The sequence below is a fragment of the Desulfovibrio desulfuricans genome, from assembly GCF_024460775.1.
GTDB classification, from domain to species: Bacteria; Desulfobacterota; Desulfovibrionia; order Desulfovibrionales; family Desulfovibrionaceae; genus Desulfovibrio; species Desulfovibrio desulfuricans_E.
Map to the genome: position 1 here is coordinate 522352 of NZ_JANFYZ010000001.1, position 12888 is coordinate 535239.

At 60.4% G+C, this 12888-nt stretch carries 12 protein-coding genes; 11 read left to right on the plus strand and 1 reads right to left on the minus strand.

The window, feature by feature from the left end; translation table 11 throughout:
- The first annotated feature begins 91 nt into the window (after window positions 1–91).
- The 3 genes from fusA to NE637_RS02185 all read left to right on the plus strand — a co-directional run bounded on the left by fusA (window position 92) and on the right by NE637_RS02185 (window position 3343).
- Window positions 92–2131, plus strand: coding sequence for an elongation factor G (gene fusA / locus NE637_RS02175; protein ID WP_227117929.1), 2040 nt, complete (start codon window positions 92–94; stop codon window positions 2129–2131).
- A 6-nt stretch (window positions 2132–2137) separates the two neighbouring features.
- On the plus strand, window positions 2138–2959 hold the full coding sequence (gene rsmA, locus NE637_RS02180) for a 16S rRNA (adenine(1518)-N(6)/adenine(1519)-N(6))-dimethyltransferase RsmA (protein WP_227117930.1): 822 nt from the start codon (window positions 2138–2140) through the stop codon (window positions 2957–2959).
- A gap of 111 nt (window positions 2960–3070) precedes the next feature.
- Window positions 3071–3343, plus strand: coding sequence for an HU family DNA-binding protein (locus NE637_RS02185; RefSeq protein WP_022659306.1), 273 nt, complete (start codon window positions 3071–3073; stop codon window positions 3341–3343).
- 10 nt (window positions 3344–3353) lie between these two features.
- Here the strand turns inward: NE637_RS02185 and NE637_RS02190 are convergent, their stop codons facing one another.
- Window positions 3354–3557, minus strand: a complete 204-nt coding sequence (locus NE637_RS02190; protein WP_227117931.1) for a hypothetical protein — start codon at window positions 3555–3557, stop codon at window positions 3354–3356.
- A gap of 100 nt (window positions 3558–3657) precedes the next feature.
- Between NE637_RS02190 and rpsU the strand changes: the two genes are divergently transcribed.
- The 8 genes from rpsU to NE637_RS02230 all read left to right on the plus strand — a co-directional run bounded on the left by rpsU (window position 3658) and on the right by NE637_RS02230 (window position 12810).
- Entirely contained in the window at window positions 3658–3861 is a 204-nt protein-coding gene (rpsU, locus tag NE637_RS02195) for a 30S ribosomal protein S21 (protein WP_183718206.1), read from the plus strand.
- A gap of 156 nt (window positions 3862–4017) precedes the next feature.
- On the plus strand, window positions 4018–4485 hold the full coding sequence (locus NE637_RS02200; RefSeq protein ID WP_192112096.1) for a GatB/YqeY domain-containing protein: 468 nt from the start codon (window positions 4018–4020) through the stop codon (window positions 4483–4485).
- A 283-nt stretch (window positions 4486–4768) separates the two neighbouring features.
- The gene (locus NE637_RS02205) at window positions 4769–7168 is read left to right on the plus strand and encodes an endonuclease MutS2 (RefSeq protein ID WP_227117932.1); all 2400 of its coding nucleotides are present in this window, start codon (window positions 4769–4771) and stop codon (window positions 7166–7168) included.
- Between the two features lie 17 nt (window positions 7169–7185).
- Window positions 7186–8919, plus strand: coding sequence for a DNA primase (gene dnaG / locus NE637_RS02210; RefSeq protein WP_227117933.1), 1734 nt, complete (start codon window positions 7186–7188; stop codon window positions 8917–8919).
- Complete coding sequence (gene rpoD / locus NE637_RS02215; protein ID WP_192111956.1) at window positions 8906–10675, plus strand: RNA polymerase sigma factor RpoD; 1770 nt, start codon at window positions 8906–8908, stop codon at window positions 10673–10675. The genes dnaG and rpoD overlap by 14 nt, the downstream gene beginning before the upstream one ends.
- A 112-nt stretch (window positions 10676–10787) precedes the next feature.
- Window positions 10788–11510: a thermonuclease family protein gene (locus NE637_RS02220; RefSeq protein WP_227117934.1), complete on the plus strand. Its 723-nt coding sequence runs from the start codon at window positions 10788–10790 to the stop codon at window positions 11508–11510.
- Entirely contained in the window at window positions 11507–12265 is a 759-nt protein-coding gene (gene queC, locus NE637_RS02225; RefSeq protein WP_215647860.1) for a 7-cyano-7-deazaguanine synthase QueC, read from the plus strand. Before NE637_RS02220 ends, queC begins: the two co-directional genes overlap by 4 nt.
- Window positions 12265–12810 (plus strand): serine/threonine protein kinase, encoded by a 546-nt coding sequence (locus NE637_RS02230; protein ID WP_192111959.1) that lies wholly within the window; start codon window positions 12265–12267, stop codon window positions 12808–12810. Before queC ends, NE637_RS02230 begins: the two co-directional genes overlap by 1 nt.
- Window positions 12811–12888: the final 78 nt, after the last annotated feature.

Consider the following 12888-nt stretch of genomic DNA (forward strand, 5'->3'; position numbering starts at 1 on the left):
GCACAGCATGGGGAAGCTACGGCGGCCAGCCTTGCCCTGCGCCTGAAAAAGCCGTAATCATTCAGAAACACCTCGCCTTGGGAGCAAAGCCATGCCCAGCATCAAGCATATCCGCAACATAGGCATTATTGCCCATATCGACGCGGGCAAAACCACGCTTTCCGAGCGCATGCTGTTCTACAGCCGCAAAATCCACCGCATGGGCGAAGTGCACAACGGCTCGGCCACCATGGACTACATGCCGGAGGAGCAGGAGCGCGGCATCACCATCATGTCGGCCTGCACCACCTGCCAGTGGGGCGAAAATACCATCAACCTCATCGACACGCCCGGCCATGTGGACTTTACCATTGAGGTGGAGCGCGCCCTGCGCGTGCTGGACGGTGCCGTGGGCGTGTTCTGCGCCGTGGGCGGGGTTGAGCCGCAGTCGGAAACCGTGTGGCGGCAGTCGGAAGATTTCAACGTTCCCAAGATCGCCTTTATCAACAAGATAGACCGTCTGGGCGCGGATTTTAAGGCAGTGCTCGAGGCCATGCGCCAGCGCCTGCAAACCAATGCCGTTGCCGTGACCATCCCCCTTGGGCAGGGCGAAGATTTCCGCGCCGTGCTTGACCTTGTGAACGAGCAAAGCCTGACCTTTGACCCGGCGGATCAGGGCCAGACCGTACACCGCGCGCCCTTTACGGAAGAAGAAGCCGCCATCGCCGCCCCCTGGCGCGAAATTCTGCTGGAAAAGCTTGGCGAGGCGGACGATGCTTTTGTGGAACCCTATCTGGAAGGCACCTTCACCCTGGCCGACATCAACGCCGCCCTGCGGCGCGCCACGCTGGCCCGCACGCTCACGCCTGTTTTCTGCGGCTCTGCCCTGCGCAACATGGGTGTGCAGCCCGTGCTTGATGCCGTGTGCGCCCTGCTGCCCTCGCCCGCCGATGTCCCCGCCCCGGTGGGGCATGATGCCGATGGTCGGGAAATCATTGTGGAAGCAACGCCCAATGCCCCCGCTGCGGCGCTGGTTTTTAAAGTGCTCATGGAAAATGGCCGCAAGCTGGCCTTTGTACGCATGTACGCGGGCCGCATCCGCGAGGGCGAAAGCCTGCGCAATACCGCCAGCGGCAAGGATGACCGCCTGGGCCGCATCTACCGCCCCCATGCCGACAGGCGGGAGCAGGTGGAATGCGCCGAGGCGGGCGAAATCGTGGTCGTGGTGGGCCTGCGCGGGCATACGGGCGAAACCTATACTGCCCGCGAGCGACAGCTTGCGCTGGAAAGCATAGATGCCTACGCGCCCGTCATCACCCTTGCGCTGGAACCCCGCAATGCGGACGAAGGCAAGATTCTGGACGAAGCGCTGGCGCGCTATACGGAAGAAGACCCCACCCTGCTGGCGCGGCTGGATGACGACACAGGCTCCCGCATGGTTTCCGGCATGGGCGAGCTGCATCTGGACGTTCTGCTGGAGCGCATGCAGCGCGAATACGGCATCAGCCCCCGCGCGGGCAATCCGCAGGTTGTGCTGCGCGAAACCGTGCGCAAGGAGGCCGAGGCAGCCGCTGTCTTTGACCGTGAAATGGGCAAGGAGCGCCATCAGGGCTCAGCGGCCCTGCGTGTTGCGCCGCGCGCCCGAGGCACTGGCAATGTGGTTGAAGTGGGCGACTTTTTGCCGCAGGATGCCGCCGAAGCCCGCAAAATTCTGCCCAGGGTATACCTGGACGCCGCCCTTGAAGGCGTGCGCGATGCCCTGCAATGCGGCGATCTGACAGGCTACCCCATTGAAGACGTGGCCGTAACCCTCACGGCTGTGGACAGGCAGGAAGGCCTGACAACGGTTCCCGGCTGTCGTATGGCCGCCGGACAAGCCCTGCGCGAGGCGCTGGCAGCGGCAACTCCCGTGGTGCTTGAGCCTGTGATGCGCGTGGAAATTACCGTGCCGGAAGACTTCCTCGGCGCGTCCATCACATTGTTCACCACCTGCGGCGGCAAGGTTGAGGATATGGAAGACCACGGCGGGCGCAAAACCCTGCGCGGCGCCGCCCCCCTGCGCCGCCTGTTCGGCTTTTCCACCTCCCTGCGCTCGGCCACACAGGGCCGCGCCGGGCTGGTAATGACCTTTGACCGCTTTGATCTGCCCTGAGGAACCATGCAGCACCAAGAATCCACACACGGCCAGCCCCGCGCAAAAAAAAGCCTCGGCCAGCACTTTTTGAAGCGCGAGGATATCTGCCGCCGCATCGCCATGCTGCTGCTGCCCAAGCCCGAAGACATGGTGCTTGAGATCGGCCCCGGCCCCGGCGCGCTCACCCGCGCCATCGAGGAGCAGCCCCACGCCCGCCTTTTGCTGCTTGAAAAAGACCGCCACTGGGCGGCTGAGCGCCAGCGCCTTGGCGAGGCCCGCACCCAGGCGGTGCTGACCGATGCCCTGCGTTTTGACTGGCGGCGCATCACGCCTGAAAAACCGTGGAAGATCATAGGCAACCTACCCTACAACGTAGCCTCGCCCCTCATATGGGACATTGTTTCGCGCGCAACGGGCTGGCAGCGCGCTGCCTTTATGGTGCAAAAAGAGGTGGGCCAGCGGCTGGCTGCCCAGCCCAACACCAACCACTACGGCGCGCTTTCTGTCTGGGTGCAAAGCTACGCCCGCCCGCGCATGGAATTTATTGTGGGGCCGGGGGCTTTCAGCCCGCCGCCCAAGGTGGATTCTGCAGTGCTTTCTTTTGATCCCCTGCCGCCGGAGCGCAGGCCGGCCCACCCCGAAGTGCTGGCGCGGCTCTTGCGCGTGTGCTTTCAGCAGCGCCGCAAACAGCTTGGCGGCGTTTTCAGGCGCAGCGGTCAGCCCGGGCTTGAGGCCGCGCTGGAAAAAACTGGCATCGACCCAAGCCTGCGGCCTGAAGCCCTTGCCAACAAAGATTTTCAGGCTCTAGCCGCTTTTTGGGCCGAGCAGCTTGACAATAATGCATAAAAAGTTTTGAGTTTACGCACTGTCTTTTAAAACGTAACGCTTGGCGGCATTTGCCGCCTGAGCTTGCTGGCAGAACAACTCAAGCCGGGGAATTTTCAGGAGGATGTGCTGATGACTAAAGCTGATCTGGTTGAAAAAATCGCCGCCAAGGCAAACCTGACCAAGGCTGCCGCCGAGCGTGCCCTCAATGCTTTTCTTGCTTCTGTGGAAGACGCTCTTGTAAAAGAGTCCAAACTGACCCTCACGGGTTTTGGCACCTTTGCGGTAGAAACCCGCAAGGCTCGCCAGGGGCGCAACCCGCGCACCGGCGATACGCTGACCATTCCCGCCTGCAAAATTCTCAAATTCCGTCCCGGCAAAATGCTTAAGGACTCCCTGAATTAAGCTTGAGCCGTTATGCCTCTGGCATAGCGGCTTTTTGATTTGCGTCAGCAGCCGCAAGGCTGTTGCCGAATGCTTTTGCCCAACGGCAAGGCAAAGAACCACCTCGCCAGCGATGCACCCGATGCACCCCTGCAAGATGCCCCTTTGCCTTGCCGCTGGGATCAGCAATTTGAAAAGCTGCCACCTTTTGCGGAAAATATTCATTTTCCCGCACTTGAGGCTTGCCTTTTTCTAAAGTGCGGGCTAAAAGAGCAGTTCATATTTTGCGGGCCATGGTCTAGAGCTGTGCCCCACCGCCGAAGGGGGTGATTTTCTTGCCCGGAGTTTTTCTTAACGACGACGACTATAACTTCGACATCGCACTGCGCCGCTTTAAGAAGCAGGTAGAAAAGGCGGGCGTTCTTTCTGAAATGAAGAAGCGCCAGCACTACGAAAAGCCCAGCGTTATGCGTAAAAAGAAGAAGGCCGCCGCCCGGAAGCGGCTGATGAAAAAGATCAGGAAGATGAACATGGCCTAGGCAGCAATGCCTTGCGCCGCTTTGCAGGGCATTGCCCGGCAGACGGCAGGCCGGGCGATGCAAAGCCATCGCTCCGTTCATTCGGCCAGTTATGCGGGAGGCCCCTCGGGCTTCCCGCGTTTTCTGCTTTTCTCCACCCTCCACCCCACCACCGCCATGACTGTCACCACCACGCTTTTTGAGCAGATCGACGTTGACTATATCAAAGCCTACAAAGCCAAGGACAGTGTGCGCCTTACCGTGCTGCGCCTTCTCAAGACGGCGGTGAAGAATCGCCTGGTGGAACTCAAGCGCCCCGGCGGCAGCCTTGCCGACGAAGAAATGCTTGATATCATCATCAAGGAAGGCAAGCAGCGGCAGGATTCCATCGACCAGTTCACGGCAGCAGGCCGCACCGATCTGGCCGACAAGGAAGCGGCGGAGCTTGTCATTCTCAAGGAATACCTGCCCAAGCCCCTCTCGGCAGAAGAACTTGCAGCCCTTATTGACGCCACCGTGGCCGAAGTGGGCGCAACTTCCCCCAAGGACATGGGCAAGGTCATTTCTGCCATCATGGCGGGCCACAAAGGCCGTGTAGACGGCAAGGCTCTTTCGGAAGCCGTCAAAAAACGCCTCCAGCCGTAGCTTCAGGCGCATTTCCACCTGGGGGAAAACCCCGTTTCAGTGTCCCGTTTTGAGTTGGCATGCAATCTTGCGGGAGTCGCCACGTTTTGGAGCAAAAAGCCTTGAGCAGCTCACTTTCGCCCCTTGGGCGACAGCCCGAAAGCGCCGCAGCTACAGCTGCGCTTGCCGGGTAGCTTTGCTGCTGCGCAAGGGCATGCTGCCCAACGGCTCACGATGTTTTTTCCGCACCACGGGCAAGCGCCGTTTTTTGCGCGCAAACCCAATGCTTTAAGGCAGTTCACGCATGATTCACGCCCGCACGCTCAACGCCCTAGAATTTCACCGCATTGCAGATCACCTTTCGGAATTGTGCCTTTCCGGCGTTGGCCGGGAACGCGCCAGGGCCATTGCCCCCCTTGACGATGCAGAGGCGGTAACGCTTGCCGCACGCATCTATGAGGAAGCCGCCGACTGGGCCAGCCGCCCTGCCGCAGGCGGCGCGGTTTTCTGCGTATGCTCCTTCCCCGATGTCAGCGGCATGCTGCGCGCTGCGGCCACCAGCCGCGCCCACACTTTTCAGCCCGATGTAGACGCCTTTTGGGCGCTGCGCGAGGTGCTGCGCCTTGCCAGAGACGCCCACGCATCCATTGCCCAGCCTGAGGCCGCCACCCGCTGGCCGCACCTGCTGGCCATGGCCGATGGCTCTCCCCTGCCAGTTCAGCTCACCGCGGCCCTCTTGCGCTGCATTTCCGACGATGGCCTGCTGCGCGATGAAAGCTCGCCCGAGTTGTACCGCCTGCGCGGCGAACTGCGCCGCCTGCACCAGAGCTGCATGCGCAAGGTCAAGGATTTTGCCCAGCAGTACAACATGCTGGCCTATCTGCAAGACGAGTTCATGACCCTCTCGTCCGACCGTTACGTGCTCCCCCTCAAGGCCAACTTCAAGGGCCGCATGCAGGGCATCATCCACGACTGGTCGCAAACGGGCGAGACCTGCTACTTTGAGCCCATGTTTCTGGTGGAGATCAACAACCGCCTTCAGGAACTGAAGCGCGAAGAACGCGAAGAAGAACGTAAGGTTCTGGTCTATCTGCGCAGCCTGCTTGAGGCGGAGCTGCCCGGCGCGCGCGCAGCCCTTGAGCTGCTGGCCCAGCTTGATGTTTTGCAGGCCAAGCGCAGGCTTGCCGCCCTTTTTGACGGCCGCCCGCTGCCCCTCACCCCTGTGGCGGAGGGCATTCAGCTTCTTGATGCCCGCCACCCCCTGCTCATGCTCAACCGCGTGGCCGAATCCGGCAAGGACGGCTCCAAGGCCGCCGCCGCTGCCCACAGCAAGGTGCGGCCTCTGGATATCGTGTTGCGCCCCGGCGAGCGCGCCCTGGTCATCACCGGCGGCAATGCGGGCGGCAAAACCGTATGCCTCAAGACGCTTGGCCTCATTGCGGCCATGACCCTGAGCGGCCTGCCCGTGCCTGTGGGCGCTGGTTCGCACATGCCCTGGTTCAGCAGGCTGGATGCCTTTATCGGCGACGAGCAGAGCCTTGCGGACAATGTTTCTACCTTCACCGCACAGATCGAGCACCTCGCCAAGGCCTGGAAGCACCTGGACGCCAGCAGCCTTGTGCTGCTTGACGAATTTGGCGCAGGCACCGACCCGGCCCAGGGCGCTGCCCTTGCTCAGGCCGTACTTGACGAATTGCTGGACAAACATACCTTTGTTCTGTCGGCAACGCATTTCCCCGCGCTCAAAAGCTATGCCCTCACGCGCGAAGGCGCACGGGCGGCCTCCATGCTCTTTGATCCCCAAAGCAAAAAGCCTTTGTTCCGGCTTGCTTACGATCAGGTCGGGGCCAGTCAGGCGCTGGATGTGGCGCGCGAGCACGGCCTTGCCGAAAGCATTGTACGCAGGGCGGAGCATTACCTTTTGCAGGACGGGCAGGACGCAACGGCCCTGCTTGGCAGGCTCAATGATCTGGCCGCAAAGCGGGAGGAAGAGCTGGCGGAACTCAAGCGCGAGCAGGATAAAACCCGCCGCCAGACGCAGGATCTGCGCGAAAAGCTTGAGAAGGAGCGCCTCCGCCTGCACGACGAGGTTCGCGCACAGGCTGGCGACCTCATGCGCGCCTGGAAGGAAGGCCGCGCCACCCACAAGCAGGCGCTCAAGGAAATGTCGCGTCTGCGGGCCTCGCTGGCTCCCGCGCAGGATGAAACTGCGGAAGGCGCGTCCGTGCTGCCCCAGCCCCAAACCTTTACGGCCGGGCAGGAAGTGCTGCACACCGTATTCAACAAACGCGGCGTCATCACCGATGTGGACGAACGGCGCGGGCGTGTGCGGCTGGAAATGAACGGCGTGAACCTCTGGGCAGAAATGAAGGCCCTGCGCGTGCCGGGCCAGACAGCGCCAAGCCCCTCCAAAAGCGCCCTCAGGGGCGTTGTGGGCCGCACATCCGCCAGTGACGAGGCAGCATCCCTGCGCCTTGATATGCGCGGTATGCGCGCGGATGTGGCGCTGGCCGAGCTGGAACGCTTTATGGACAAGGCCTTGCTGGCAGGATTTTCAGAGGTGGAAGTGGTACACGGCAGGGGTACGGGCGCGCTGCGCCGTCAGGTGCATGATTTTTTGCGGAGTTTTCCGGCTGTGGGGCAGTTTGCCCTTGCGCCGGAAGACCGGGGCGGCGATGGCATGACCATAGTAACCTTTCGCTAATTACGGGCGTGTGACCCATGCAGTCCAAGGACGCAATCCGCGTCATTAAAGAGCGCCTGAATATCGTTGACGTGGTGCGCCGCTATGTTGAGCTGAAGCGCAACGGGCCGCGCTGGGTAGCGCCCTGCCCATTCCATCAGGAAACCAAGCCGTCCTTTTCCGTCAACGAAGATCAGGGGCTTTTTTACTGTTTCGGCTGCCACGCCTCGGGCGATGTTTTTGATTTTTACAGCCGCATCAACGGGCTGGAGTTTAAGGAAACGCTTGAACAACTGGCGGCGGAAGCTGGCATTACCATTGACCGCGGCCCGCGTGATCCCCAGCGGGACGGGCAGGAACGCAAGCAGCGCTCGGCGCGGCAGCAGATGCTGCGCATGTACGAGCTTGCGGCAGGCCATTTTGCCTCGGCCCTGCAAAGCCCCGAGGCGGAAGAATGCAGGCGGTATATAGAAAAACGCGGTTTGAGCGATGAGATAGTACAGCGCTTTGGCCTTGGCTGGGCCAGACGCGAATGGCAGTCGCTGGCTGATGCCCTGCGCCGTGCGGGCTTTGACATGCGCATGGCCGCAGAAGCCGGCCTTGTAGGACAGGCAAGCAGCGGGCGGCCCTACGACAGGTTTCGCGGGCGGCTCATTTTTCCCATCAAGAGTCTTTCCAACCAGATAATCGCCTTTGGCGGGCGCATTATCGCCGATGAGGAAGAAGCCAAGTATATCAACAGCGCCGACACGCCCCTCTACAAGAAGGGCGAGCACCTTTACGGGCTGGCGCAGGCGCGGCGCGGCATTGTGACCAAGGGACGCGCCATGTTGACAGAAGGCTACATGGACGTGCTCACCCTGCACCAGTTCGGCTACGACAATGCCGTTGGCGTGCTGGGCACGGCCCTGACGCCTGAACAGATAAAACGCCTTTCGGGCTTTGCATCGCAAATGACCCTGCTGTTTGACGGCGACCGCGCCGGACGCAAGGCAGCTTTGCGCTCGTGCGAAATGCTGCTCACGCGCGGCCTTTCGTGCAGCGTGGTGATCATGCCCGAAGGTGAAGACATAGACAGTTTGCTGCGCGGCGCTGGCCCCGAGGCTTTTGAGGCCTTGCAGGCACAGGCCCCGGACGGTCTGCGCTTTTGCGTGGACGTGCTCAAGGCCCTGGCCCCGCGCGAAACAGTGGAATGGGCGCGCAATTTTTTGCGCCAGCTGGATATTCCAGAGCTGATCAGTCCCTACATTTCACGGCTGGCGGCTCATTTGCAGCTTTCGGAAGCCGACCTGCGCGAGGGCATTGCCGGGGCGCGGGGGCAACGCAAAGACGGCCAGCCACAGGGGGTCTCCGCCTCGCGGACGCGCCAGAACATACGCGACCGCGAAATAATGATGTTTGCCGTGCGGTATCCCCACCGCCTGCGCGATATGCAGGAAATGGGGGCTGACCTTGCCTTGAGGTCTGACATCGCCCGGCGGCTGTGGGACAAGATTGAAACCCACGGCCCGGAAGAAGTGTTCCATCAGCTTGATGAACGGGAAAAAAACTTCTGGTGTAAATGTCGCGGCCCGGAAGCCGCGCCATGCGACAGCGGCGAAAAAGAACTTGAATTATTGCGACAGTCGCTAGATCAATACTACGCCTCAGCTCAGGCCTCCTCCCTGTCCGCTGCCATGCGGGCCAATACAGGCATAGGTGACTTTGAAGCTGATTTGGATTATCTTCGCGCACTTAAGGAAACCTTGGAGAAAGGGCATGAGCAATCTTAAAGATATCCAGCAGATACAATCCCTTATTGCCAAAGGCAAGGGCGCGGGCTTTCTGACCTTTGAAGAGGTCAACAAGGCTCTGCCTGTTGAAATGAGCACGCCGGAGCAATTTGAGGAAATCATCGGCATCTTTGAACAGCTCGAAATCGTCATTGTGGACTCGGAAAAGGACGGGAAAAAGATTTCCGCCGCCGCCACCGAGACTGACGAAGACATTACCGAAGGTTCGCTGGATCTGTCCGAAGACGAAGACACTGCAGACTATTCCTCGCGCAGCACCGACCCCGTGCGCATGTACCTGCGCGAAATGGGCGCCGTGCCCCTGCTCGACCGCGATGGCGAAGTTGTCATCGCCAAAAAGATCGAGATGGGCGAGCAGGACGTGCTCTACGCCCTGGTTGAAGTGCCTGTGGCCGTTGAAGAACTCATCAATGTGGGCGAAGACCTGCGCCAGAACCGCGTCAAACTGAAGGACGTGGTCAAAACCATTGAAGAAGACGACCCCAGCGAAGACGAAATGAACCAGCGCACCCGCGTTATTCTGCTGCTGGACGAAATCAAGCAGACTTTCAAGAAGAAGCGCAAGATTTACAAAAAGCTGGACGCCTGCGCCTGCATGGACCGCCGCGTTACCGCAGTGCAGAAAGAAATCATCAGCTTCAAGGATGAGATCGTCACCCGCCTGCGCGACATCAAGCTGGAAAAAACGCTCATCGACCGCATCATTGAAACGGTCGAGGACTATGTGCGCCAGATGCACAACTGCCAGCGCGACCTCTCGGCCTACATCCTTTCCACCGGGCGCACCCAGGCGGAAATTCAGGCCATGTTTGATGGCCTTGAAAAACGCGAGGTCAACCCCAACGATGCGGCCCGCGACCTCAAGCTGAGCGTGGACGAGCTGTTTTCATTCAAGGAAATGATCATCGGCAAGATCGAAATTCTCAGCCGCCTCCAGGAAAAGTGCTGCCATAACGTCACTGATCTTGAAGAAGTGCTGTGGCGCATCAAGCGCGGCAACACCGCCGCCATGCGCGCCAAGCAGGAGCTGATCCGCTCCAACCTGCGTCTGGTTGTTTCCATTGCCAAAAAATACACCAACCGCGGCCTTCAGTTCCTTGACCTCATTCAGGAAGGCAACATCGGCCTGATGAAGGCCGTGGACAAGTTTGAATACCAGCGCGGTTACAAGTTTTCGACCTATGCCACGTGGTGGATCCGTCAGGCCATTACCCGCGCTATCGCGGATCAGGCCCGCACCATCCGCATTCCCGTGCACATGATCGAAACCATCAACAAGCTTATCCGCACCTCGCGTTACCTTGTGCAGGAACTGGGGCGCGACCCCACACCCGAGGAAATCGCCGAGCGTATGGAATACCCGGTGGAAAAGGTCAAAAAAGTGCTCAAGATCGCCAAGGAGCCCATCTCGCTTGAGACGCCCATTGGTGATGAAGAAGATTCGAGCCTTGGCGACTTTATTGAAGACAAAAAGGCCGTTGCACCGGCTGAAGAAGTCATCAATACCAAGCTGTCCGAGCAGCTTGCCGCCGTGCTGGCCGACCTTACCCCGCGCGAAGAACAGGTGCTGCGCAAGCGCTTTGGCATTGCAGAAAAGAGCGACCACACCCTTGAAGAAGTGGGCAAGCTCTTCAACGTCACGCGCGAACGCATCCGGCAGATCGAGGCAAAGGCCCTGCGCAAGCTCCGCCACCCCGTTCGCAGCCAACCCCTGCGTTCCTACTACGAAAACTGATTCATTGTGCAAGCCCGGCAGGTTGACCTGTCGGGCTTGCACGGTCATTATCCCATTGACCTTTCCGCCACTCTGACAGCAACGGACGAGCACCGCACCTATGCTGAGCCACATGCAACAGCTTTTCCGCTGGCCCCATTTTTCGGGCGGCAAAAATCATACTACAGCGCATGTCTTTGCGCTGATTCTTCTGTGTCTGCTGGCATTGACCAATGTTGCTGGCGCTGCGCCTGCGGCCGAGCCCCTGCCCAATCCGCAGGGCAAGGTCGCCAAATGTTTTGACGGCGACACGTTAAAGCTCACTGATCGCCGCACAGTGCGCCTTGCGGGCATTGACGCCCCTGAAATGGACCGGGGCAAACATAAGCCCCAGTACTACGCCCGCGAAGCCTTTGACCAGCTTACCAAATTGGCTCAGGGCAAGGATGTGCGCCTGGTGGCCGTGGATGCCAAGGGCAAGGATCATTACGGCCGCGTGGTGGCCGATGTTATCCTGCCTGACGGGCACTCCCTGTCCGACACCATGGTTCGCAACGGCGCGGCCTTTGTGTATCCGCACAGCGACCTCAATCCCCATTTTCAGGAAAGGCTGCGCAAGCTCCAGCACGAAGCCATTGCCGCCCGGCGCGGCATGTGGGCGCATTTGCTCACCCTGCCTGCCGCCAAAAAGACCTATCTGGGCAACCGCGAATCCATGCGCTTTTTCCCCACAGACAGCGCTGAAGTACAGCACATAAAGCCCCGCAACCGCGTGTTTTTCGGCACGCTCATGGATGCCTTTATGGCTGGCTACGCCCCGGCGCGTCCCTGCAACTTCTGGCCGCAAGTAAAATGAACACCACTTCTCCCCTGCTTGAACAACAGGCTCTTGTCATATTTTCCGGCGGGCAGGATTCCGCCACTTGCCTCGCATGGGCGCTCAGCCGCTTCAAGCGGGTGCTGACGCTGGGTTTTGACTATGGGCAGCGTCACTCTGTGGAGCTTGACTGCCGCAAGCGCGTGCGCGAGGGCATTGCCGCCCTCAACCCGCAATGGGCGCAGCGCATGGGGCCGGATGCCCTGCTTAATCTCGATATTTTCCGCCAGCTTGCAGACACGGCTCTGACCTCTGACGCGCCAATAGAAGAGCACTGCGCCAACGGCCTGCCCAACACCTTTGTGCCGGGGCGCAACCTCATATTTATTCTGCACGCCGCTGCCTGGGCCTATGCCAAGGAAATCCGCCACATGGTGCTGGGCGTCTGCCAGAGCGATTACTCCGGCTATCCCGACTGCCGGGACGACAGCATCAAGGCCATGCAGGTTGCCATTAACAGCGGCATGGACGCCAATTTTACGCTGCACACGCCGCTCATGTGGCGCAGCAAAAAGGACGCCTGGATGCTGGCCCGCAGCCTTGGCGGCGATGCGCTGGTGAACCTGATTGTGGAAGAAAGCCACACCTGCTACATGGGCCAGCGCGGGCAGCGCTACCCCTGGGGCTATGGATGCGGCGACTGCCCAGCCTGCCGCCTGCGCGCTGCGGGTTACGCCGCCTATGCCGAGGCGCAGGCAGCCTGCGCGCAAAACCCGCTAGAGGAACAGGCCTGATGTCCAAAAAACTGCTCAGCGCGGCTCAGGGTGTGGAAGCGGCCTGCATTCTGTTTCAGCTCAACAGCAAGACCGCCGACATCATCAATATGGCCAGCGGCGCTCAGATGCCCGATGAATATCTGTCAGGCCCGGGTGCGGATATGTTCTGCGCGGAGTGGCGGGCCTTTGTGCACGCGGTGGTTACGGCCGCCATCATGCACCACGCGCCCAATACCGTATTTTTGGCCTATCTGCGCCAGACGGGCAATCTGCTGGCCGCAGCCAGCAATAATTTTGACAGCGCGGACGAAAAAGCGGTCAACGCTGCCCTCAACGCCTTTGTGGACGGCCCCTTTGCCGAATACATGCCCCTGCTTGCGCAGGAACAGCAGGTTCGCTGCCCGGAACTGTTCTGTCAGCGCCTTGCGGTGCAGGCCGCCAACCTGCGCGGTCAGGCCACCCCGCCGGACGATCACGCCAAGGCCCGCCTCGCTGCTGTTATGGCCCTGATTATCAGCGCAGTGTGGGACAAGCTGGAGCAATACGATATTCAGCCAGACTAGAACGCGTAGGGCGGAATACTTCCATTCTGATCCAGCAAGCATAGGACGCACTGCCGCAAATTAGTTTTTCTCCCACAC